This window comes from Psychrobacillus sp. FJAT-21963 (assembly GCF_001420585.1).
GTDB lineage: Bacteria > Bacillota > Bacilli > Bacillales_A > Planococcaceae > Psychrobacillus.
In genome coordinates, this window is sequence record NZ_LJIY01000001.1 from 1,050,577 (window position 1) to 1,074,227 (window position 23,651).

Below are 23,651 nucleotides of genomic sequence, written 5' to 3' on the forward strand. Positions count from 1 at the left end.
TATNTAATTTCCTTTTCTTTTTTCTCGATTTCTTCTTTAAAGTTTAATTTTTGTTGTTGCCATTCCACCACTTTAATTTCTTCTGGAAGAGGGAATACCTGAAGAAAATCCGTCAATTGTATATCCGACTTTTCAATGCAATGTGATTGAACAACATTCATAAGCCTTTCAATCATATTTTTTAATTCTCTAATATTCCCAGGCCATGAATAGTTTGTTAAGTACTCAATAGCATCATCTGATATTTTATTAATATTTTTCTCAAACTTTTCATTGTAGTGATCGATAAAATGTTGGATTAGAATCGGGATATCTTTTTTTCTCTTTCGGAGAGGTGGTAACTCTATATTTAAAACACATAAACGATAATAGAGATCTTCCCTAAATTCCTTATTACTGAGTAATTCTCTTGGATGTACATTAGTTGCTGAAATAATTCTTACATTAACAGAGACTTCCTCCGTACCACCGACTCTTCTCACCTTTTGGTCCTGAATGACACGAAGTAATTTTGCTTGTAGATTTTTAGATAAAGAATTGATCTCATCTAAAAATAATATCCCACCATTTGCCACTTCAAAAAGACCTTTATTATCTACTGCACCCGTATAAGCGCCTCTGACTGTACCAAATAAATAAGATTCTAGTAAGTTATCCGGAATAGCAGCACAGTTTTGCGTGATTAAAGGAATATTCTTAGCACTTGCACGGTGTATGTTTTGAACAACTACCTCTTTTCCTGTTCCAGTTTCTCCATAGATTAAGATAGGAGAAGGTGAATTTGCTAGTAAATCTATTTGGTTTTTTAATTTTAAGATTGATTCATCTTCTCCTATAAAGTCTGGAAACTTCTCGTCAAAGTTATTTAGTCTATGATTTACTTTTTCTTTTTGATCAATGTTTTCTGTTTGTAGTTTCATTATTTGTTCATTTAGATTTTGCACTGCTGAAAAATCTTGAAAAATCTCATATGCACCTACGACATTTCCTTCTTTTATTATTGGAAATGTTGAAGTCAACGTTGTTTTTCTTTCTCCTCTATACGTTACAAAGGATTGTTGGTTATTAACAATTTCCTTACCTGTCTTAATTACTCTAAAAAAAGTACTTTTACGCTCATTTAAATTTGGAAACACTTCAAGTACATTTTTACCTATTATTTTTTGATGATTTAGCCCAATCGAATCTACAGCTTTATTTGCAAAGGTTATCATTAAAGTGGTATCCACCATCATGATGCCTTCATTTAAATTATTAATCATATCTTGCTCCCAGCTCATTGCAACCTTCCCCCTTGATTGAAATTTCAGATAGTAATATAATACATCAAAAAAGTTTTCATCCACCTATTAAAAGTGCAAACTTTACGACTATATCTATTATTTTTTGAACATAAAAAAGTCCGCTCCACTTTGGTTACGGACTTCATTCCAACATATCTCATATCTTTTGAAATCTAAGCATTTGTTCTCGAAGGGTAAATGGCATGAAATCAACGTTATAACTCCAAAGAACCCCTTAAAACAAGTTCTACTTGCTCTAAGGGGTTTCGTTTATTAATCATTCTCTCAAATCTTCAATAGCTTTGATTTCCCTGTAAGTTGGGGCAACAATACCAAGACACTCAAATTCAGCATCGAATTTTTCGGCTTAAGCTACTCATATGGATTTCTCTACCATAATAAGTATTTATTCATTTAGTTCCTGCTCATTAGCAGTTTTTCTTTTCGGCACTTTTTGATGCAACGTGTCTATCGCCATTCTTGTTGCATCTAAGTAACCTATTGTTTGTTCAAAAGTACTCGTGGCAACACACATAAACAGAATATCGATTACATGTAGCTGTGCAAGTCTTGAAGATGTTGCCCCACTTCGAAAAGCAGGTTCTAATGAGCTGGCTGTATATAAATTAATTTCGGCTAAATCTGCCACAAGACAATTGCCATACCGTGTTAGACTAATTGTTTTAGCGCCTGCTTCTATTCCGATTTCTAAAATCTTTGATACTTCATGTGTTTCACCTGAAAATGAAATACCAAATATTAAATCATTCTCCGATGCATTTGCAACTGCAGTTGCAGCTAAATGTACATCTGGATAAAAAGAACATTGTTTATGAATACGCATAAATTTTTGCTGTGCATCCATTGCAGCAATGCCCGATGCTCCTACTCCAAAAAAATAAATATGATTAGCCTGTAAAATAGCTTTTACAGCGTTCGATAGCTGTTCCATATCTAGCATATTTGTAGTTTCTCTCAACGACCTTATACTTTGAACTGTGATTTTTTCAACCATCGTTTCAAACGATTCATTCGGCTCAATATCACGCACATCTTTGCGCTCGTGCTGTAAATCGCCAGCAATTCTAAGCTTTAAATCCTGAAAGCTATTAACTTGGATTGATTTGCAAAGCCGTATAACAGCTGCACTGCTCGTGCCACTTTTTTTACCTAACTCTACTGCTGTAAAATTAATAGACTCTTTCGGATATTTTAAAATATATTCGGCAATTTTTCGCTCTGAGCGTGGTAGTCGATTCAGCATTTCTTCTAGTATAGCTAATCCTGCATTTACCTTTTGTGTCATATTCACACCCTCATTTATTACTTGATTTATTGAAAAAAGTGAATAGTTAATAACTATTCACCCCATATTAAAGCTTTATTTCTCCGATTGCAGCCCGAACTTTTCCATCTGTCTTATCCAATAATACAGCTACTTCATCGGCTGTGAATTCAGTTAAAAGCATTACAATCGCTTGCTTTACATTAAATTGCGTTTCAGCTAACGCTTTCTCTGCCTCTTCATTCGTTACATTTGTTGCTTCACAAACAATTCTTTTTGCCCGTTCTTTCAACTTGAAATTACTAGCGTTCACATCGACCATTAAATTTTGGTACACCTTGCCAAGTTGAATCATTGTCGCTGTAGAAATCATGTTTAAAACCATTTTATGTGCTGTTGCAGCCTTTAAACGTGTAGAGCCGGTTAATATCTCTGGACCAGTCTCTACCTCTATCGCTACATTCGCAAATCGACTGATAGCTGCTTGCACATTGCTTGTTAAACTGATTGTTTTAGCCCCGATTGATTGAGCATAAGATAGTGCACCCGCTACATAAGGTGTTCTACCACTAGCAGCAATTCCAATAACAACATCACTTGAAGTAATTTTTTTTTGTATTAAATCATTTTCTCCAAGCTCCTTATCGTCCTCTGCTCCTTCAACAGCAACCATGACAGCACTTAAACCACCGGCCAATACTGCCTGTACCATTTGTGGAGAAGTACTAAATGTAGGTGGGCACTCTACAGCATCTAGGAGCCCAATTCGACCGCTCGTTCCTGCTCCTACATAAAACAATCTACCACCTTTTGAGAGTTTATCATACACAATGTGAATAGCATCCTCAATTTGTGGCAAAACCTTTGCAACTGCAATTGCAACTGTTTGATCTTCTTCATTCATCGTTTTAATAATTTCCTTCACGGACATGCTATCTAATTTACTCGTTTTCGGGTTGGATCTTTCCGTTGCTAGTTTTTCCAATCCATTCATTTACGTCATACCTTTCATGGTTATGTTCATCATAGCTGTTTCCATGACTCAATAACTTCTCTTTTCAGTTTAGGCGTGAGTGGGATGCCTACGCTAAGCAATGCATTGATATACGAGCCAATCACTGGTGGTAATGAAGGTACATATAATTCATTATCAAACTTTCGCATAGCCTCTACAAATGAACCACAAAACATATCATTTAAAAATAAGCCACCACTTAGTACAATCGGCAATCCTTTAGCTTCCTGCTCCCGCTCTAGTATGGTAGAAAGAAGCTTAACTAACGACGTAATCGCATGTTGAACAATATCATTAGCTGGTCCATACTTTTGCTCTGCTAGTTCTATTACAGGCTTTGCTAATGATGCAATAGCTGTACGTGGGTTATCATGATCATACACGGCGTTAATAATTTCAGATGAATTTTGTAGCTTAAAATGTCGCAAAACAGCCTGCGTTAACAGTTCATCTTGCGAAAAATTGCCATGTTTATCAATATACCTTGTTACATAGCGAAGTGCTTCATTACCAATATGATAACCGCTTCCTTCATCACCAAATAAATAGCCCCAGCCCCCTGAACGTGTAGTACGCGCTCCATCATCTTGTACTAAATAAGCAATCGATCCTGTGCCCGCAATAACTACAAGCCCATTCAAACTAAATGAGCCACTTACAAGGGCAGGCACAGCATCATTCGTAATTTTAATACGACAAGGATGTGATTGAAAATATATGCTCATCCAGTCAATCCATGTTCGTTTATCTTCTTCTCTGTCCCCACCTGCAGTTCCAATATATATTGCAGAAACCTGTTCCTTTTGTCTACCTGACTGCTTTAATAAAGTATTTAGAAGCTCCAAAATTTGAATACGTACCTTTTCAGGCTTCGTAGATTTAATATTGGAACCCTTACCTACAATCTTGCTTATTATTCGACCAGAGCTATCTCCAATAATACAGACTGTCTTAGTTCCCCCTCCATCTACACCAATAAAGTATTCCTCACTTAAGTGCACCGGCTGTCAGCCCTTCCATAAATTGTTTCGATGCAACTAAGAATAGAATCATCATCGGTAGTGAAGCTAATGTTAGGCCTGCGAATAGGGAACCCCAATCCGCTGAGTGCTCACCAAACAGGGATAACATTCCAACTGGAATTGTCATCTTCGCCTTTTCAGTAATAAAAATTAAGGGGAAGAAAAAATCATTCCATGCGGAAATAAAGTTTACAATTATCACTGTACCCAATGCTGGACGCATTAATGGAAGAAGCACATTCCAAAGCACGCGTAAGTTTCCTGCCCCATCCATTCTTGCGGCTTCCTCAAGCTCCATAGGCATTGTTTTAAAGAAGCCAGTTAGAATAAGCATTGTTAGGGGTGTACCTGTAGCGATATTCATAAAAATAAGGGACCAAAGTGAATTAATCAGACCTAAATCACGCATTAAAATGAAGAGTGGCACAATGCCTAATTTTATTGGAATCATCATTCCTAATAAAAATAAAAAGAAAATAGCATTATTCCAGCTAAACTTAAAGCGTGCAATATAAAATGCTGCTAGCGAGCAAAAGAGAACAACGAGCACAACAGAGGTTACACTAACAATTACACTATTGATAAAATATTGATCAAATGGTATTTTACTCAATAATGTTCTATATGTATCTAAGCTAAAACTCGTTGGCAATCCTAATGGATTCTTGAAAATTTCAGCACTCGTTTTAAACGAAGATAAAAACATTAAAAAAATCGGGTACAAACTAATTGTTGCGACAGCAAACACAACAACATAATAAAATGGCTTCGACCATATCGAACTGTTCTTCATACTACTCACCCTTACATTTGTACTTCTTTTTTATTCATAAATTTCAAGAATACCATTGTACATACTAATATGAAGAAAAATAACACAGTTGCTAAAGCAGAACCTAGCCCTATCGCATCCGAGCTTCCAGATGTGGAACTACCAAATGCTAAGCGATAAAAGAATACAGCTAGCGTGTCCGTAGAAAAATACGGTTCTCCCATTGACCCTTGCATTGCATATACGAGCTCAAATGCCTCAAAAGATTGAATAAATGTTAATACTGTCATGATCAAAATGGAAGGTACCATTAACGGTAAATAAATTTTCCGAAGCATCGTCATTCCTTTTGCTCCATCTAATTTAGCAGCCTCCACTAGTTCACCCGGAATACTTTGAAAACCTGCTAAAAAGATTAATACCCCGAACCCTAATCCAAACCAGCAATTTACTAGAATAATAGAGACTAGCGCTGTGTTTGGGTCTCCAAGCCACGCTCGTTGTAATTCCTCTAATCCTAGCTTACCTAGCAACATGTTCAATGTGCCGAAGTTTGGATTTAAAATAAGCTTCCATAAAAAACCTACAACAATTACGGATAATAAACGCGGTAAAAAAAAGGCAATCTTGAAAAACTCAGCACCTTTTACTTTTTTATAAATAATAAATGCAAGTAAAAACGCTAAGCCATTCATAACAATCATTTGTAGGACAAAATACAGTATATTATTCTTAAACGCATTCAAAAACATAGAACCATAGGGCTCTGTCGTAAATAATGTAACGAAATTGTTAAAACCAACAAATGACTCTCGTGAAAAACCATTGAAAGAATAAAAGCTATAAGATAATGCAGCTAATATAGGATAGAGCACGAATAAACCATAAATAATTAGTGCAGGTATTGGGAAAAGGTGGATAGTCCACCGTTTTCCCTTTTTTCTTTCCTTCTTTGTTGAAGCTGTTTGTACAGTCATAGTCATCATCCACAGCCTCCTTTTTTGAGAATAAGAAATGATAAACTTTTCTACTCATTTTTTGTCCAGACTCTAGGCACCAACCCCTCAAGGTCGAATGGGGAATCTTCTGAATCCAACTAGTTGGACTACGAACCTTCCCATTCGCTTGTCGGAGGCCCACACGAAGTGGGTCATGCAGTCATTGCGAAATGTTCTTTTATTTTGCGACGAGCTTTGCGCAGGAACACCACGATGTCGCTAATTTAGACTGTATTCCACTGACAGGTGCCTTGCGCTTTTCTTATTTTTTAAAAGGCTCAAATGAAATTTCTGCATTTTCCTGCACTTTTTGAGCTACTTCCGCTGGCGTTACTTCTCCTAAATACATTCCTTGTAATTCCGTTTCTAATACTGTTTTCGTTGTCGGATCTCCACTTACAAAGTTAATTACCCAGTAATATGGCGTTGAATTTGTTTCCACTGCTTTACTTAACTCACTAAGAAGTTCGTCTTTTGAAGTTATACCAGGAAGCGCACTAATCATTTTGAACTCTTCTACAAATAATTCTCCAAACTCTTTTGTTGTTAAAAATTCTAAAAATGTTTTTGCAGCTTCCTTGTTTTTAGAGTTCGCATTTATCGCAAATGATCCATCAACCCAAGTTGTCACTGTTTGATTGCCAGTTTTTGAAGGCATTGGGAAAAAGCCGTAATCTAAATCTGCATTCAGTTCATTAACAACTGGGATTTCCCAGCTTCCAAGTGGGAACATTGCTGCCTGCTCCATAGCAAATAATGTACGAATATCTTCCATACCTAATCCTTCTGAGTTAGCAGGGAAATATTTTTTCAAATCATTCATTACTTCAATTGATTCAACAAATGCTGGATCTGTAAAGTCTCTTTCACCAGTAACAAGTTTATCTGCGAAAGCATTTCCATCCACTACACCTGGTCCTACAATGCCATGTGTTAAAGATAGTAACCAGCTCTCTTTAGTTCCCATCGCAATTGGAGTAATACCCGCTGCTAATAATTTTTCATTCACTTCGATAAATTCATCCCAAGTTGTTGGCACTTCAAGACCTTGGTCAGCAAATATTTTTTTATTATAGAAAAATTGTGTTGAACTAATGTTTAATGGAACACCGTATTGCTTCCCATCTTCTCCTCGGGAAGCTGCTAAATAGTCATCTGAAAATTGATCTAATCCCTTTAGGTCTGTAATCGGCTCAACAAACCCAGCTGCAGCTAGCTTTAATCCTGCTGCATACGGACGTAGATGGAAAATATCAGGACCTTCTCCCGCTTGTAACGCTGTATTTAAAACTGTGTTGTATTCCGTATTTTTAGTTGGACTAAACTCAACTTGGATATCAGGATTTGTTTCGTTGAACAAAGCGATAACTTTTTCGTATTTCGCTACATCTTCTGTACGCCAGCTACCTATTGTTAACTTTACTTTTTCTGTAGCTTCACTTACTTCGCCATTATCTTTACTATCACTAGCATTACTATTTGTTGAAGTATCTTCACTATCGTCAGAACAAGCAGCTAAAATCAACGTAAATAACATGACAAACATAAACAGAAACAGGTACTTATTTGATTTTTTCATTTTTAATACGCCCCTTTTAATTTGAAATGTATATATCATAAACCAACTCGTGAACCCCTTGTCTAAACTCTTTCACGTGAAAGTGTCTTCCATAATGCACTGCATTTGTTAGTAGTACTACAAATAACTTCCTCTTTGGATCCAACCAAATACTTGTCCCTGTAAAACCTGTATGACCAAAAGAGCCGACCGTCCACCTCCTTCCGCAGGGTGGTACCGTATCCTTCCCAGTCCAAACTTCGAAGCCCAGGCCTCTATGCTGACATAAATGAGAATGACATAAATCCATCCATTCCGATGGTATGATCGATTGTTTTGAGATGCCTAACCAGTATTGCGCATACTTTACTAAGTCCTCTACACATGAAAACAGACCTGCACTCCCTGAAACACCTTTTAACAAAAATGCCTTTTCATCGTGTACCTCACCTTGCACATATTGACCCTTAACCAATTCAGTAGATGCAATATTATGTAAAAGGTTCTTTGAAGGATTGAACGTAGTATGACGCATCTCCCATGGTTTAAAAATTTCATTATCAGCAAAACTATTTAAAGATTTACCTGACACCTCTTCAATGATTTTGCCTAGTAAAATCATTCCTAGATCGCTATAAACAATGGTTTCGCCTGTCTTATAACTTAATTTCAATTGATATATTTCTTCCAATATATTTCTTACTTCATCCCTTTGCACTGGTGGTGATAAATCTGCTTGCAGACCGCTATTGTGCTGTAGTAGGTTCTTAATCGTTACTGTTTCATGAAGAAATTTAGGTAAAAACTTTTGCACTGAATCATCTAATGCAATTTCTCCTCTTGCTAGTAATAATAATGCTGATGGTAAGGTCGCTATTACTTTCGTTAAAGATGCTATATCGAAAATTGTTTGTTGCGTAATTGGCTGAGTACTGCCATCTTTTGCTGTAAAATTGCCGTAACTTTGCTTCAAAAGAACATTCATATCTCGTTGCACATGAATGACTGCACCTGGAATTTTTTGTTCTTCAATAAACCCTTTAATATACTGTTGAAGCATTTTTCACCCCCATAAAAAATACTCAAAATTCCGATAATTCAATATTATAAAATTTTGTACTATAAAACAACAAAAATATTGAAATATTTTTTCAAAAAACTCCGAAAGCTAGTATTACTGCAAGTTGAGTTACAATTTATAGTTTTGAGCCCAGCCTCTCAAAACAGTATATTCATCCGTTTCTAGAAAATGTACATTCTTCTTTCAAATTAGTTTATCTATAATTCGCCCCCGCCCACTTCTGCACCATCTTTTTTCTCTTCGCTAAATATTTTTGTAATAATTTTTAAAAGTCTATTGTAATTTCTGAATATTTTACATATTATAAAAACTGAGAGGTGATTCATATGTCAGAAATAATAAATTTGTCTTCTAATTCCCTACCACTTACAAAGAAAGGAGAAAAAACACGTCAGCACTTACTTAATATTGCAGAAGAAGTTTTTGGTGAAAAAGGTTATTTTAATGCTTCGATCGTTGATATTACCCAAAAAGCAAATGTAGCTCAGGGAACTTTTTATAATTATTTCCCTTCGAAGCAGTCCATTTTTGAAGAACTTGTGCGTAACATGAGCCACACGTTTCGAAGTGAAATTCGAAACGCTATTAAGACAGCAGATAGTTTCGAAGAGTCACAAAGAATCGGCTTTCGTACTTTCTTTTCTTGGGTAAAAAATCATCGGGATTTGTATAGCATTGTTCAGCAAACTGTACTAGTGGACGAAGAGCTTTATCGTTGGTATTACGAGCGTCTAGCATCTGGATACATTAAAGGTCTAGAGGAAGCTATTGGTAAAGAGGAAATAAAAAAGTATGATACGGAAACAATTGCTTATTGTTTAATGGGCATAAGCCAGTTTTTAGGGATGAGATGGATTTACTGGGAGGATCGAGATGTACCAGAGGATTTATTAGAAGACGCTATAGCCCTTATTTTCCAAGGTTTACGAAAATAAAAGCAGGAGTGATGCAGATTGAAGGGTATATCACATTGGATTGATCAGCGTTCTATCATAACACCAAATAGACTAGCTTTAATCGATGATCAGAGAAAACTTACTTATTTAGAAATGAGCAAAATAGTCAACCGATTTTCCGGAATATTACAGTCCACTTATTCTATAAAAAAAGGAGATCGAGTTGGCGTTCTGTCTCTGAATAGTATTGATTTCATTATCGTTTTATTTTCATTGGCAAAATTAAATGCTGTGGCTGTTCCACTCAATATTCGCTTAACTGTCGACGAGTTAGAGTATCAGCTAAAGGACAGCGGACTTCAAACACTCATTGTTGACAACGACAACCATACGAAAGGAAAAGAGTTATTAAATCGAACACGGTTTCAGTTATTAACATTCAAAACGATTAATCTCGCAAAAAAAGAACCACTAATACCTACCGAAATTGATTCAGCAGCTCCATATATTATTTGCTATACATCTGGAACAACCGGAAGACCTAAAGGAGCCGTCTTAACCCAAGAAAATATGTTTTGGAATGCAATTAATAATACTGTAGGACTTGATATTACTTCTAAAGATAAAATACTTACGTTATTACCGCTTTTCCATATTGGAGGAATCGGTTTATTCACATTACCTGTACTGTTATGTGGCGGTACAGTTGTAGTTCCAGAGCGATTTAACCCTGAGCAAGCGTTGGAATATATAGAGAAGCATGAAATTACCATCATTATGGGAGTTCCAACTATTCATGATGCTTTACGAAAAAGCCCAAGCTTCGAAACGACTAATGTAACCTCTGTTCGATTCTTTTATAACGGAGGCGCGCCATGCCCTGAAGAGTTAATACGTTGGTACTTACAAAAAGGGATTAGCTTTGGGCAAGGCTATGGATTGACAGAGACTTCCCCTACTGTATTTTTACTATCGGAAGAAGACTATCACCGTAAGGTTGGCTCCATTGGAAAACCCGTTATGTTTACCGAGATACGAGTTGTTGATGAAGAAGCAAATGAAGTTTCATCTGGAGAATATGGCGAATTACTTGTAAAAGGACCGACTGTCATGAAGGAATACTATAACCTCCCCGAGGAAACAGCTAAAGCGATTCAAGAAGGTTGGTTTGCAACTGGCGATATTGTAAGACAAGACGAGGAAGGCTTTGTTTACATTGCCGGCAGAAAAAAAGAAATGATTATTTCTGGAGGTGAAAATATATATCCTCTTGAGGTTGAAAAAGTCATTTACGAGATTGCAGATGTTGATGAAGCAGCTGTAATCGGAGTTCCCCATGATAAATGGGGTGAAACGCCTATCGCCTTTATTGTACTTAAAAAAGAGACAAACTTTACAGACGAGAAGTTGAAAGAGTATTGCACTAAAAAGTTAGCACGTTATAAAGTTCCGAGTCTTTTTAGAATTGTAAGCGCTTTACCGAAAAATGCGACGGGAAAAATCGATAAAGCAACTCTCAAAAAATATTATGTAGAAGAAGTGATGAGCTTATGATGAACTTTTTTGTTGGACAGACAGCAGCCTTTAGCAGAACAGTTACCGAGACTGATATTGTCATGTTCGCTGGTTTAAGCGGTGACTATAATCCTGTTCATGTAGATCAGGAATATGCTGTCGAAACAAGATTTGGATTGCGAATTGCACATGGTTTATTAACTACCTCTTTTCTCTCTAGGCTACTTGGCATGGAGCTTCCTGGAAAGGGATCGGTTTATTTAGAGCAATCCTTAAAATTTTTAGCGCCAGTTTTCATAGGAGATACCATTACTGCTAGTGCTGAAATTTTAGAGATTGACCAGGATCGTGGAATTCTTCGGCTAGAGACGATTTGTAGAAAACAGGATAACACGATTGTGTTAAAAGGAGAGGCCAAAATGATGATGCCCAAGGAAGGAGCAAAGATATGACACAAATTGTAAAAACAAGCACTTATTTTCCACCCGAAGTTGAAACAGCTCGTTTACTAGAAGAAAAAACAGGCATTCCAGAAAATGTGATAAAAGAAAAATTCGGTCTCTACGAAAAACATGTTGCTGATTCATCAATGCATGCTTCTGATATGGCCATTAGCGCTGCGTTGCCGCTATTAGAGGTGGTTGATCCACTAAACATAGACGTTGTCATTTACTTTGGAAGTCCGTTTAAAGATTATGGAGTTTGGTCAAGCGCCCCAAAAATCCAATATGAGCTCGGCACAAAAAATGCCTATGCTTTTGAAATAATGAATGTCAGCTCTTGTTTTCCTATCGCCCTTAAGGTAGCAAAAGATATGTTAACTTCCGATAGGACAATAAACCATATTTTACTTGTTGGAGGGTGTAAAGAATCACAAATTATCGACTATCAAAATCCTAGATCAAGATTTATGTTCAATTTTGCTGATGGGGGTGCAGCAGCGCTTCTATCAAGAGATAATGGTAAATTTGAAATTTTAGAGTCATCCATTTACACAGATGGTTCCTTCCACGACGATATACGTGTTCCCGCTGGAGGTTCTGTTCTTCCCGCTTCACACGAAACAGTGGAAGAGAATCTCCATTTCATCGATGTAAAAAATCCAGCAGATATGAAAGAACGGCTTGACCCTGTATCTGTAGGTAATTTTGTAAAGGTAGTAAAAGAATCAGTAGAAAAAAGCGGATATACATTGCACGATATCGATATGCTCCTACCACTGCATACAAAAAAGTCGATGTTTAATCAGATATTAAACGGATTAGAGCTTTCTGAAGACAAAGCCATTTATCTCGACCATCATGGTCATATGTCTTCCCTTGACCCACTTGTAGGACTCGATTTTGCTGAAGCTGATCAAAAACTTAAAAAAGGGAACATTGTTGTCACAGTTAGTGCTGGAACAGGTTACACATGGGCAGCGACAACTTTAATAAAAATAAGAGACTAAGGAGGAAGAAAATGAAAACTTTTAAAAACAAAACGGTTTGCTTAGGTCTATTTTTATCACTTCTGTTGTTTATCTTTGGGTGTAGCTCCGATGAGGGCGATGCTGTAGAGGTTGAAGCAAATGATGCTGCACCTATTAAAATTGGTGTACTTGCATCTTTAACTGGTGGTTTAGAATCCTATGGAAAACAATCTGTTCAAGGCTTTGAGCTTGGTCTTGACTATGCAACAGATGGAACGATGGAAGTCGAAGGTCGTAAAATAGAATTTATTGTAGAGGATACAGAAACAAAAGCAGAGGTCGCAGTACAAAAAGCTACCAAACTATTAGAAGAAGATAAGGTTGATTTTCTTGTAGGGTCTTCTAGCTCTGGTGACACATTAGCAGTTTTACCTCTTGCAGAGGAATATGAAAAAATTATGGTTGTAGAGCCAGCCGCTGCAGATAGTATTACCGGCGCGGAGTTCAATAAGTATATTTTCCGCACAGCTCGAAATTCATCTCAGGATGCGGTCGCAGGTGCAGCTGCTATTGTTAAAAAAGGCGTTAAAATTGCTACCCTTGCTCCCGATTACTCATTTGGTCAAGATGGTGTTGCTGCATTTAAAGAAGCAGCTATCAAGCTAGGTGGTGACATTATTCATGAAGAATATGTGGATCCCGCTGCTACAGATTTTACTTCCAATATCCAAAAGATTATCGATCAAAAACCTGACTATTTATATGTTATATGGGCAGGCTCCAACACACCATGGAACCAAATCATGGATATGAAAGTACAAGAAAAAGGAATCAAAATCTCTACTGGTGTTGCAGATATAGCCACTTTACCTACAATGAAACCTCTTGTGGGAATGGAAGGTTTTACGGTCTATTATCATGAGTTACCAGATAACAAAGTAAACACATGGCTTGTAGAGGAACACAAAAAGAAATTTAATGGGGAGGTTCCAGATCTTTTCACACCTGGTGGAATGAGTGCAGCATTAGCGATAGTAGAAGCAGTGAAGAAAACAGAAGGTAATACCGATACGGATACACTTATAGAGACAATGGAAGGAATGAGCTTTGAATCACCAAAAGGTACCATGACCTTCCGTCCAGAAGACCATCAAGCGCTCCAATCACTTTATGCAGTGAAACTTGAAAACAGAGAAGGAGTGGACTATCCTGTCCCTGTATTAGTAAGAGAGCTAACTCCTGAAGAAACTGCTCCTCCGATTCGAAATAACTAAATAATAGCATATAAATCATGTTTTCCGAGACTTTCCGTTCGCTTCCTACAGGGCGAGCGGTAAGCTTTTCCATACCAAAAGATTAATTTAAACACTTTTTGCTTTGCCTAAATGATTTAGTTGGAAATTGAGAGTGCTTAGTTGGAATAATGAACGATTTAGTTGGAATCTAAACGCACTTAGTTGGAAAGTGTCTTTTTTATGGAAGAAAACAATTACTTCCCTTAAATTTCTCTTAAGCTTTCCGTAAGTCAGCACCGAGCCATCGTTAGAAAATATTTGACTTCATTCACGCTCTCTTCTAGGATAATGTTTTAGGGCTTTCTTTGTGAAAGCAGTATTTATCGAAGGAGTGTTTATGATTTGAAGAAATTATTAGTAGCTTTTCTAGGATTAGCTCTACTTGCAGGATGTTCTGAAGAAACGGTAGATACGAATGCCAAAACTGAAAATGTGGACGTAGAAGAAGATGTAACAATTGAAGAGAACGCTGAGAAAAGTACTAATTCTACTGAAGACACTACGGCCCAAAGTGATTTGAAAAGTTTTCCAGAATTCGTAATGTTGGCTAAACATATTGATTTAACTAAGTATACAGCTAATGTTGAAACAGATAACGAAGGAACTCGTATCATATTCTTTGAAAATAGCGAAGGCCATAAAGAATACAAAAGCACCTTTGTTAAAAATGAAAACCGCCTTAAAATTATTAAATTAGACGATGATGGTTTAATTTTCAATGAAATAATCAAGTAATGAAAAGAGCGAATCCAGAGTTTTAAAACAAAAAACCCTCAGATCAAGTGTCACTTGCTCTGAGGGTTTCGTTTCTCGTTATTTAGTTATTTTTTTAAATCTTCAATAGATGTGATGTCCATATATGCTGGAACAACTAAGCCAATTTTCACGCCTGTCATGCTTGTGCCAAGATCTTCAAATTTACCTTCGAATTTTTCAGCATAGGTAGCATGTGTTAATGGTAACCATCCAGCAAGAGATGCATCTGCACTACCATCGGCAATAGCTGTCCACATTGGGCCAGCTTCAACTTGAACCATAGTTACATCATAGCCAAGGCTTGTTAATACGATGCTCATAACGTTCGTACTAGCAATTTCACTATCCCATGCAACATATGCAAGTTTGATTTTGTCACCGTCAACTTTTTCAATATCCTCAGTCCATGTTGCAATTTTCTCTGGATTTGCATCTACCCAAGCTTGCGCAGCTACTTCTGGTTTTTCACCGTTTTTGATAGCGATCATTACTTCACCCATATCATCCTCTGTCCAGTTGAAATTAGAAAGGACTTGGTGAGCTTCTGGCATGTCTTCTTGTAATCCAGTACGACCAATTGTGTGAATTTCCTCTTCCCCACCATATGAGCCTTTTGGATCTTCAAGATATTTCAAATCATATTCAGCAAATTTCCAGTGAGGAGTCCATCCAGTTATGATGATTGGCTCTTCTGCATCATACGCTTTCTTTAGAGATGCTGTCATTGCAGCACTTGAACCACTTACAAGGTCCCACTCATCTAATTCATAATCTGTAATAGCTCGTTCTGTTGCTTCCATAATTCCAGCTCCAGGATCGATGCCAGTAATTTTGTAGTTAACTGACTCCCCTACTGAACCTGCATTTGAGTCTGTAGATGTTGAATCATTTGCTTCTTCTGTATCACCACATGCTGCTAACCCAAGTGAAAGTAATGCAACTGCTCCAAGACCTGTTATTTTTTTGGCTAATTTCATCATGTATTTCCCCCTAGTTTTTTCTTTCTATTTCCAGCGTACTGCGTGATTCTATCTAAAATAATCGCTACGATTACTATAGAAAGTCCAGTTTCTACGCCAACTCCTGTTTTCAATTGCGTAACGGACCGGTAAACCTCTTCACCAAGTCCTGGTGCACCTACCATCGAAGCGATTACTACCATTGATAGAGATAGCATAATACTTTGGTTCACCCCAGCCATAATAGTAGGTTTCGCCAGTGGAATTTGTATTTTAAACAAACGCTGCCACGTCGTAGAACCAAATGCTTCTGTAGCTTCTATTAGATCTTTTGGTACTTGCTGAATGCCTAACATCGTTAAACGAATTGTAGGAGGCATTGCGAAAATTACGGATGCTACAACTCCCGGTACGACTCCAATGTTGAAAAAGAAAATTGCCGGTATTAAGTATACAAACGCAGGCATTGTTTGCATTAAATCCAAGATTGGATTTACAACCTTTCGAACACCCGCTTTTTGTGAACTAAGAATCCCAATAGGAATACCAATCACTAGCGCAAAGATGACTGAAGTCAATACTAGCGTTAACATTTGAAGCATCGGGTACCAATACCCTAAATAATCGATGAATAATAGACCAATCAATGAAAAGAAGGCAATCTTTCTCGTAGAAATAATTCCAGCTATTAAAGCGAAGATAAAAGCAAGTAATATAGAAGGAACCAAATCCAATATATCTACGGTGCCTTCTACCACTCCTTCAAGTACATCAGCAAATCCGTCTAGACCTGTCCCAAACGTATCTACTAACCAATCAACTCCAGTGTCAACCCAATCGGCAAAAGGTAGGCGAGGTAATAGTTCATCCATCTTAAATCACCTCCGTAATATGCTGCTCTGCGGAATCCATTGTTCCATCTTTGTTTATAAACTCATTATCACCAGATAATGCACCTATGAGGGCTCCACGTATAATAATCCCTTGAAGCTTTTGTTCTTCATTAATAACTGCAACAGGAATGCTTGCTGTTGATACTACATCAAATAATTCTGTGAGAACCGTATCTGGTGAGATCATCGGAAGATCAGAAATAATTACATCATTCAGTGACTTCTCTGATTCAATTGCTTCTACAGTATCCTGTGCTGTTACAGCTCCTAATAAGCGATTTGCATTATCTACTACATATATAGAAGAAATACCTAAATGTTTCATCAGTCGAAGTGCTACACGAGGACCTCGATCAACTTTTACCGTGTCTGCTTTTTTCATAATATGACCAGCAGTCAGTACTTTGGATAAGTCGACGTCTTCCACGAATCGTTCGACATATTCGTTAGAAGGGCTCATCAGAATTTCTTCAGGCGATCCAATTTGAACAATTTCTCCGTCTTTCATCAGTGCTATACGGTCACCAATACGAAGCGCTTCATCCAAATCATGTGTGATAAAAATAATTGTTTTTTGCATATCGTGATGAAGCTGAAGTAACTCATTTTGCATATCTTTTCGAATAAGGGGATCTAATGCACTAAACGCTTCATCCATAAGCAATATATCTGGATTATTTGCCAGTGCTCTAGCAAGTCCAACACGCTGCTGCATACCCCCACTTAGTTGTTTCGGGTACTGGTCTTCATATCCCGCAAGACCAACAAGTCTTAATGATTCTATTGCTTTTTCATTTCGTTCTTTTTTAGAAACCCCTTGGATTTCTAAGCCATATTCTGTATTTTCAACGATTGTTTTATGTGGGAAGAGGGCAAAGTTTTGAAATACCATCCCAATTTTCTTTCGTCTTACTTCACGAAGCTGTTCTTTATTCATCTGAACAATATCCTTACCATCCAGTAATATTTGTCCCATCGTTGGATCTATTAATCTATTAAGCAACCTAACTAATGTAGACTTACCACTTCCGGATAGACCCATAATGACGAAAATTTCACCTTCATTGACCTCAAAGGATACTTGTTTCACACCTACCGTTGCACCAGTTGCTTTCAAAATTTCACTTTTTGTTTTACCATCTTTCAGCAACTGTATAGCGCGACCACTACTTTTACCAAAAATCTTCGTAGCGTCTTTTACTACTATTTTTTTATTTATGTTTTTCTCACTCATATCTTTTCTCCTTACCGTCCGAAACACCCGAACCCAATTCATTATAGATGCAACTCCATAAAATTTCAACAGTTTAAACCTTATTAATTGTTTGTACGGTAAAAACTGTACGAAAATTATTTAAAAAAATTGCTTTTTGGGTAAGGATATAATACATTTAAATTTAATTAGCTGGATTATGTGAGCAAAGCTAATTTCAGTGGAGGGAACTTAAATGGATGACCATGAAAAAATAGATAAAGCACGGGAACGAATTATAGAAACAATTGCCCAAAACATACATTTATACGGCTTGGTACCTTCTGCAGGTAGACAATTCGGAACTATGTTTTTTCAAAATGAACCATTAACATTAGATGATATGACCGAAAAATTAGGCATGAGTAAAACAAGCATGAGCACTTCTGTCCGAGCACTGTCCGAACTAAAATTGGTTGAGCGTGCATGGAAAAAAGGAGTTCGAAAAGATTTATATAAAGTGACGGATGATTGGCACCAAAGCTTCATCGATTTGTTTTCTATTAAATGGCAGAGATCAGTCACACTACATTTAGTAGCAATTAAAAAATCACTTGCTGAACTCGAGGAACTGTTGCAAGACCCAGCCCTTAGTGAGGAATTACGTGAAGTGGTTCAAATAGATATCGATAAGCTGAAGTATATGAAAGACTATTACAACTGGCTTGAACGCGTCATAGATGCATTTGAGGACCAACGAATTTTCGATTTGGTTCCTAAATTTGAGGATTCTAACGAAAATGCTAAAAACTAATATAATTCATAACAAAACCCCAACTAGCACCACTTTTTAAAGTGCATACTATTTGGGGTTTTTGGTCTTATATTCTACGCAAGAAACAAACATGAATAACTAAACTTTCGGAAAAGCGTTCGATTTGTGAAAACCTCGGTCTGCCTTGAGCAGAATTAATGAACTTCGTCAATGAGGCTTTTCTTTTATTATTTATTCCTCCTGGCCGCTGCCATCCAAAATTCGCCCTAAAAAGAAACCATCAATCTCGCTTAATTTACCGCGCCAAAGAATTTGCCCTTTTGATGGAGTTGGCTTGCTGTCGCCACAATAAACCTTGGTGTCTTTCATATGGAGAAAATTTGCCTCGGTGTCATCGTTGTTCTGAGCAACCTCACCAGCCTGATCTAGCTGTTCACTCAACATCTGGGCAATGTCATTCCCATCTTCGAAAGTCCCGCTTAAGGAGCGGAAGTATTCCTTTGCCGATATCATCGTTCCGGTAATGACGGCTCCTTTAACATTCAATGTGATATCCAGGTTGAAGTCATGCTTATTCGCTGCTTGCACTAAAAACTCGAGAATATTATCTTTAGCCGGTCTAGAACCATTGCTCATATTTACTACTCCCTTCTTAATCCATCCAAAAGGAGATAGGTTTCCTCATCTTTGGAGTTCACTTTGTACGTTTTTCCCTTATCCTTCTTATCTGTTTTCTTGGATTCGTTTTTTTTTTCTGAATTCTGCTTGGCAGCTTTGCCGGATTTTGCATCCGAACGATTGCTGCTGTTTGGTTTTTGATCTTTATTCGGCGCGCCTTCTTCTAACTCGTCATCTTCCACATTTTCTTCGCTTGAATCCTCGTCCTGATTCTGCTTGTCTGCTTCATTTTCTTCATCATCTTCCTGTTCATCTTCTGTTTCTAGCCCAGAATGTTGAGTTTTTTGTTTTCCTTCAAGTTCTTTCTTTTCAGGAGCCTCCTGACTACCGTCATCTTCGGTCTCTTCATTTTCTTCAAGTTCCTCTGATTCAACTTCATCTTCTTGGGCGTTTCCTGAAGCTTCCGTTTTATTTTTTCCTTCAGCCAAGTTAGCGGAAACTTCATCGGACTTATCTTGCTCCTCATCACTATCATCTAGGCTTGCTGCTTCATCATTTCCTTTGCTGCTGTCTAGTTCTTGGCCATCATCAGAGCTATCTTCTTCCTTATCATCTTCTACATTTGCGGAATCCTTACTTTGGTCATTTTTATCTTCTGCTAGTTTTACAAGAAGCTCTTCTATTTTGCCCAAGCGAGCTTGTAGTTGTTCATTTTCTACTTTTAGGTCCTCATATTCCTCGTTGGATGATCGATCATCTGTCTTAGATTGGTCCTCTTCACCGTTTTCCAGCTGTTCTGTATCTGTTGAATCGTCCTTTAAGGGAGTTTGTAAAACAGTGCCGGACTCTTTGCTGTCAGATTGGCCTTGTTCTTCTTCATGATTGTCCAGCCCAGGATCTTGTGAATCCTCTTGGTTGGACAAGGTTTCCAATTCATTTGAAGCATTATTTACCTCTGCAGTCCCTTTATTTTTTCCATTCTTTCCTTCGACTATTTTTGCAAGCATCCCTTCCAGACGTTCCAGACGATCTGCCATACTTTCATCTTCTTGAGAGGATTCCTGTGCATTGTTTAATTTAGAAGCATTGCTAGAATGTTCATGATCATCGGAAGTATTTCCTCTTTCTTTTGAAAACAACTTGGATGTAGAATTCTTAATAGAATCGATTGCCTTCCTCGAGCTATCTTGCACTGCATGTCCTAATTCCAGTCCCTTACTGCTTAGCTTTTGGCCATTTTCAGGGGTAGCCAGGTATCCGACGGTCGCCCCAATCAGACCTCCTGCTAGTGTTCGTTTAAAATTGCCTTGTTTTTTTACTTCAGATTTATTTTCCTTCAAGATTGTCTCAGTCATGTTGTTTCCTCCTATTATAGATTAGCTTATATCAATTATTGCTTTTATTTATCGTTCATTGCGCTGGCATCTTCCGTTGAGCCAACAATATGAATACCGCATTCTTACGGATCTTATACTTCACGCTCCTGTGGATTGCTAGGCTCAAAGGGTATGGCTATGCCATAATCTTTGTGACGCAGCTAGCAAGTCACTTTCTTGTTTTAATAATAAAAATCTAGCTATAGTTTAGTAGTTGAACTCACTGGATTTCATCCGGTTGGCTGACATACTCTTTTCGAGTGTTTCGAGCCTTTCGTGAAGCTTCCGGTTCTCTTCCTCCAGAGCTTTCGTATTGCTGTCTGCCGCTTTGGAAGATAGGTAGGGATCGGTTTCCCACCAGTCCATTCCAATCTCTTTAGCCTTGTCGACCGAAGCAACAATCAGCCGAATTTTGATGGTGAGCAGTTCTACATCCGCAATCCCGACTGTGATGTCTCCTGCAATCACCACTCCTTTATCCAGTATCTTCTCAAGTACGTCTACAATCGTGTTGGATTGCATGGAATGTTCCATTTAAAGTCCTCCTTGGGTGTTTGTATTAAAGCAAGCTTCCTAAAGGACCCAGGTCAATATTCAAGTCTTCGGCATCCAAGCCGAATATTTCTTTTAGCTCTTCCATTTTCTCTTCCAAATTCATCAATGCTTCGCCTAAGTCCTCAATTTGCTGATCTGTCAGTGTTCCGCCTTCAACCCGCCGAATGGCATGCCTTTCCACGATTTGCCTCAGCAACTCAATGACGGTAAGCACCAATTGCGCCAAACCATGCTCCGCATTATCAGGGTCTAGATTAATCTTTCCACTTGCTTGGTTGGCCTGTTGCATCAGTCAATGCCTCCCTCTGTCTATCAAATTGTTCTGAAGATACGGTTTTATTGTTTCCCGCTTGTGCCTGTACGAGAGATTCCACTGAAGCAATCAATACTCTCAAATCTAAATACACCAGATCTACGCCAGCGATGGAAATCACTAAATCAGCCTTGATCGCAACACCTTTATCTAGGATGACATCCAAAATATCAATGAGCGCTATATCCTTGTTTTCCATCGTTTCTCTGAATGCCATAATTTCATCTCATCCTCACTTATGAAAAGTTAGAAAAGTGGTAGGCCGGCCATGGCCCCGTTGCTTCAAACTGCCATCCCATTCCCTTCATGCCCTTCTCATATTGCTGGATCTGTTCTAAAAAGTTTTCTACATCTGCTGCGGGGATCAGATAGACGCTATTCCAGGTCATCTCATCCTTTCTTCCCGTCACATCATTACTCCACGTTCTTTTGACATTTCCTTTTAGCGCAATTTCGCTTAGATGCACATGTATATTTTCACTAATTCTGTTTTTTTCTTCTTCTAGCTCAGATTCAATCAGCTTGTCCAGCTTTTTCTTCTCGAAAAATTGCTTTCCTTTAGAAAGGTGGCTTATTTCCTCTCTTTTTGCTTCAATGGTCTGATTGCTCTGGCTCACCTGTTTTTTTAGCAACTGATCATCGCAGTATATTTTCAAATTCCACTCTTCGTTACCGTGAATCGAGGAAAATGTATCGACCAAGTGTGCTTCTTTGGTTTGTACAGCGTTTGCCAAACTTCCCTGGTTTTTGAACAGCGTGCAAAACTTCAAGGGGATGACCGTGTACATCTTTGAAAGCATCATGACGGTTTCGTGATGGTGAAAAGCCTTTTCCTGGAGCCATTCCATGTCACTGTTAATTTGTTCCTTAATGTTCTCTTCAGAGTACTGTTCAGCATCCAGGTCACAGACAATGGCTGCTGCCTTACCTATAGGCAGGGTGTAGATGCCGCCTTTGCCATCAAAGCCATTAATAGCAGGAATCTGCTGTTTGCCTGCTTCCTCTGTCGGTATCAATCCGTATAAGTAAATTAGACTGTCCATCTTTTCCTTTCCTCATTTCTTCTTTGTCATCTCTTCCCATTGCTGCATTTCCATCCGTTTTGCCATTTCATATCGAAGGATCAAGTCTTCTTCCTTTGCTTTATAAACCTCTTCAGGTATTTCCCCAAGCTCATACATCATTTGAAGCTGGACCAGCTTTCGCTGGATTGTAGGAAGGTCGTACAGCTCTTTATCAGCTTCCTCTTTCACCTTTTCACCGATTTTTATTACTAGGTTAATTGGAGCGGAAACCAGTTTATGGATCATCAGGCATCCTCAACTTTTAAACGGATATTTATGAAGTTATACGCCGGCCAGGGTCCACTGTAACTGAACTCAACTTTGTCTTTCCATTTTTCGTACGTCTCATTAATTTTTTCATCAAAATCTGCTTCTTTACCTCGGTCCACTAAGAATGCTGCATTAAGAAGCATTTTCTCCCCAATCGGATCGTTGGTCTTGGATGCTTCAGCCAGCTCCGTCAATGGGCTGAAGACTTCCTGCTTTACATCCTGCTGCAGTGAAGTGATCAGTTTTTGTGCAGCTCCGCCAATCTGAATTCTTTCATAATAGCTGGCCGCTTCTGATTTCCCCTGCACAGCTTTTGCCATTTTATCGATTTTCGAATTATCACCAACAAGTGATTCCAGCCAGTCTTTTTTGCCGATTACTTTTAGACCGAGCTCCACCTTCCCTTTTATTGCTGGGAACAGTTTTTCAAACTGCGGATAGAGGTTTTCAAGCAACACACCAACGTCCTCCTTTGACTGGAACACATTGCCGAAGCTGACAGGGATCACAGTGTCGTTCTTTTTCATCACTTGGGAAACGACATTTTGATGCATCAGTAGATTGTCTTTGTTCGGATGATAGATTTTCATCGGAACCTCTGCTGCTACAATAGCCGCATCCTTATAGCGGATAGTAAACAGCTCTTTGTTTTCGCCTTCTATTTCAAAAGTGCCGAAATCTTCGTCCGTTTCTGTCTGGATTCCGCAAAAAATATAGATACCATTTTGCTCTTCTTGGCTCATTTGTAA

The 23,651-nt window shown here is 38.0% G+C and carries 25 protein-coding genes and 1 pseudogene; 7 read left to right on the forward strand and 19 right to left on the reverse strand.

Features of this window, described 5'->3' with window-relative positions:
• Nucleotides 1-4: 4 nt before the first annotated feature.
• The 8 genes and pseudogenes from AN959_RS22015 to AN959_RS05040 all read right to left on the reverse strand — a co-directional run.
• Nucleotides 5-1,280, reverse strand: a pseudogene (locus AN959_RS22015) (sigma-54 interaction domain-containing protein); the annotation flags it as partial.
• A 409-nt stretch (nucleotides 1,281-1,689) separates the two neighbouring features.
• Nucleotides 1,690-2,589: a MurR/RpiR family transcriptional regulator gene (locus tag AN959_RS05010; protein WP_056828798.1), complete on the reverse strand. Its 900-nt coding sequence runs from the start codon at nucleotides 2,587-2,589 to the stop codon at nucleotides 1,690-1,692.
• Nucleotides 2,590-2,656: 67 nt separating this feature from the next.
• Entirely contained in the window at nucleotides 2,657-3,562 is a 906-nt protein-coding gene (murQ, locus tag AN959_RS05015; protein ID WP_056828800.1) for an N-acetylmuramic acid 6-phosphate etherase, read from the reverse strand.
• Nucleotides 3,563-3,591: 29 nt separating this feature from the next.
• The gene (locus AN959_RS05020; RefSeq protein ID WP_056828802.1) at nucleotides 3,592-4,584 is read right to left on the reverse strand and encodes an N-acetylglucosamine kinase; all 993 of its coding nucleotides are present in this window, start codon (nucleotides 4,582-4,584) and stop codon (nucleotides 3,592-3,594) included.
• Nucleotides 4,571-5,398 carry a carbohydrate ABC transporter permease gene (locus tag AN959_RS05025; RefSeq protein ID WP_053590893.1) on the reverse strand — a complete coding sequence of 276 codons (828 nt, stop codon included), beginning with the start codon at nucleotides 5,396-5,398 and terminating at the stop codon, nucleotides 4,571-4,573. The genes AN959_RS05020 and AN959_RS05025 overlap by 14 nt, the downstream gene beginning before the upstream one ends.
• An 11-nt stretch (nucleotides 5,399-5,409) precedes the next feature.
• Nucleotides 5,410-6,354 carry a carbohydrate ABC transporter permease gene (locus AN959_RS05030; RefSeq protein ID WP_053592231.1) on the reverse strand — a complete coding sequence of 315 codons (945 nt, stop codon included), beginning with the start codon at nucleotides 6,352-6,354 and terminating at the stop codon, nucleotides 5,410-5,412.
• 283 nt (nucleotides 6,355-6,637) lie between these two features.
• Complete coding sequence (locus AN959_RS05035; RefSeq protein WP_056829154.1) at nucleotides 6,638-7,954, reverse strand: ABC transporter substrate-binding protein; 1,317 nt, start codon at nucleotides 7,952-7,954, stop codon at nucleotides 6,638-6,640.
• A 16-nt stretch (nucleotides 7,955-7,970) separates the two neighbouring features.
• Nucleotides 7,971-8,993 carry a serine hydrolase gene (locus AN959_RS05040; protein ID WP_056828804.1) on the reverse strand — a complete coding sequence of 341 codons (1,023 nt, stop codon included), beginning with the start codon at nucleotides 8,991-8,993 and terminating at the stop codon, nucleotides 7,971-7,973.
• Nucleotides 8,994-9,340: 347 nt separating this feature from the next.
• Here AN959_RS05040 and AN959_RS05045 point away from each other — a divergent pair, with 347 nt between their 5' ends.
• From AN959_RS05045 to AN959_RS05070, 6 genes are all read left to right on the forward strand, one after another.
• Nucleotides 9,341-9,949, forward strand: coding sequence for a TetR/AcrR family transcriptional regulator (locus AN959_RS05045; RefSeq protein WP_172794314.1), 609 nt, complete (start codon nucleotides 9,341-9,343; stop codon nucleotides 9,947-9,949).
• Nucleotides 9,950-9,967: 18 nt separating this feature from the next.
• A complete protein-coding gene (gene menE / locus AN959_RS05050) occupies nucleotides 9,968-11,464 on the forward strand; it encodes an o-succinylbenzoate--CoA ligase (RefSeq protein ID WP_056828806.1) in 1,497 nt (498 codons plus the stop codon).
• Complete coding sequence (locus AN959_RS05055) at nucleotides 11,461-11,877, forward strand: MaoC family dehydratase (protein WP_053590896.1); 417 nt, start codon at nucleotides 11,461-11,463, stop codon at nucleotides 11,875-11,877. Before menE ends, AN959_RS05055 begins: the two co-directional genes overlap by 4 nt.
• Nucleotides 11,874-12,875 (forward strand): 3-oxoacyl-ACP synthase, encoded by a 1,002-nt coding sequence (locus tag AN959_RS05060; protein ID WP_056828807.1) that lies wholly within the window; start codon nucleotides 11,874-11,876, stop codon nucleotides 12,873-12,875. Before AN959_RS05055 ends, AN959_RS05060 begins: the two co-directional genes overlap by 4 nt.
• Before the next feature lie 11 nt (nucleotides 12,876-12,886).
• On the forward strand, nucleotides 12,887-14,110 hold the full coding sequence (locus tag AN959_RS05065; protein ID WP_056828808.1) for a substrate-binding domain-containing protein: 1,224 nt from the start codon (nucleotides 12,887-12,889) through the stop codon (nucleotides 14,108-14,110).
• A gap of 363 nt (nucleotides 14,111-14,473) precedes the next feature.
• Nucleotides 14,474-14,866, forward strand: a complete 393-nt coding sequence (locus tag AN959_RS05070) for a membrane lipoprotein lipid attachment site-containing protein (protein WP_056828809.1) — start codon at nucleotides 14,474-14,476, stop codon at nucleotides 14,864-14,866.
• An 86-nt stretch (nucleotides 14,867-14,952) separates the two neighbouring features.
• On the opposite strand, the gene AN959_RS05075 is transcribed toward AN959_RS05070, so the two are convergent.
• The 3 genes from AN959_RS05075 to AN959_RS05085 are packed head-to-tail and all read right to left on the reverse strand — an operon-like array spanning nucleotide 14,953 to nucleotide 17,973.
• Complete coding sequence (locus tag AN959_RS05075) at nucleotides 14,953-15,867, reverse strand: glycine betaine ABC transporter substrate-binding protein (RefSeq protein ID WP_056828811.1); 915 nt, start codon at nucleotides 15,865-15,867, stop codon at nucleotides 14,953-14,955.
• Entirely contained in the window at nucleotides 15,864-16,718 is an 855-nt protein-coding gene (locus AN959_RS05080) for a proline/glycine betaine ABC transporter permease (protein WP_056828813.1), read from the reverse strand. Before AN959_RS05080 ends, AN959_RS05075 begins: the two co-directional genes overlap by 4 nt.
• Nucleotide 16,719: 1 nt before the next feature.
• Nucleotides 16,720-17,973 (reverse strand): glycine betaine/L-proline ABC transporter ATP-binding protein, encoded by a 1,254-nt coding sequence (locus tag AN959_RS05085; protein ID WP_053590901.1) that lies wholly within the window; start codon nucleotides 17,971-17,973, stop codon nucleotides 16,720-16,722.
• Between the two features lie 214 nt (nucleotides 17,974-18,187).
• Here AN959_RS05085 and AN959_RS05090 point away from each other — a divergent pair, with 214 nt between their 5' ends.
• The gene (locus tag AN959_RS05090) at nucleotides 18,188-18,745 is read left to right on the forward strand and encodes a GbsR/MarR family transcriptional regulator (RefSeq protein WP_056828815.1); all 558 of its coding nucleotides are present in this window, start codon (nucleotides 18,188-18,190) and stop codon (nucleotides 18,743-18,745) included.
• Between the two features lie 192 nt (nucleotides 18,746-18,937).
• Here AN959_RS05090 and gvpU read toward each other — a convergent pair whose 3' ends face one another.
• From gvpU to AN959_RS05130, 8 genes are all read right to left on the reverse strand, one after another.
• On the reverse strand, nucleotides 18,938-19,342 hold the full coding sequence (gene gvpU / locus AN959_RS05095; protein WP_056828817.1) for a gas vesicle accessory protein GvpU: 405 nt from the start codon (nucleotides 19,340-19,342) through the stop codon (nucleotides 18,938-18,940).
• Nucleotides 19,343-19,347: 5 nt separating this feature from the next.
• Complete coding sequence (locus AN959_RS05100) at nucleotides 19,348-20,679, reverse strand: hypothetical protein (RefSeq protein ID WP_056828819.1); 1,332 nt, start codon at nucleotides 20,677-20,679, stop codon at nucleotides 19,348-19,350.
• A gap of 228 nt (nucleotides 20,680-20,907) precedes the next feature.
• A complete protein-coding gene (locus AN959_RS05105) occupies nucleotides 20,908-21,234 on the reverse strand; it encodes a gas vesicle protein (protein ID WP_056828821.1) in 327 nt (108 codons plus the stop codon).
• Between the two features lie 25 nt (nucleotides 21,235-21,259).
• The gene (locus tag AN959_RS05110) at nucleotides 21,260-21,544 is read right to left on the reverse strand and encodes a gas vesicle protein K (RefSeq protein ID WP_056828823.1); all 285 of its coding nucleotides are present in this window, start codon (nucleotides 21,542-21,544) and stop codon (nucleotides 21,260-21,262) included.
• Nucleotides 21,510-21,785: a gas vesicle protein gene (locus AN959_RS05115; protein ID WP_053590907.1), complete on the reverse strand. Its 276-nt coding sequence runs from the start codon at nucleotides 21,783-21,785 to the stop codon at nucleotides 21,510-21,512. The genes AN959_RS05110 and AN959_RS05115 overlap by 35 nt, the downstream gene beginning before the upstream one ends.
• Before the next feature lie 19 nt (nucleotides 21,786-21,804).
• A complete protein-coding gene (locus AN959_RS05120; RefSeq protein ID WP_056828825.1) occupies nucleotides 21,805-22,611 on the reverse strand; it encodes a GvpL/GvpF family gas vesicle protein in 807 nt (268 codons plus the stop codon).
• Between the two features lie 12 nt (nucleotides 22,612-22,623).
• Nucleotides 22,624-22,878: a gas vesicle protein GvpG gene (locus AN959_RS05125; protein WP_053590909.1), complete on the reverse strand. Its 255-nt coding sequence runs from the start codon at nucleotides 22,876-22,878 to the stop codon at nucleotides 22,624-22,626.
• On the reverse strand, nucleotides 22,878-23,645 hold the full coding sequence (locus AN959_RS05130; protein WP_053590910.1) for a GvpL/GvpF family gas vesicle protein: 768 nt from the start codon (nucleotides 23,643-23,645) through the stop codon (nucleotides 22,878-22,880). The genes AN959_RS05125 and AN959_RS05130 overlap by 1 nt, the downstream gene beginning before the upstream one ends.
• Nucleotides 23,646-23,651 lie beyond the last annotated feature (6 nt).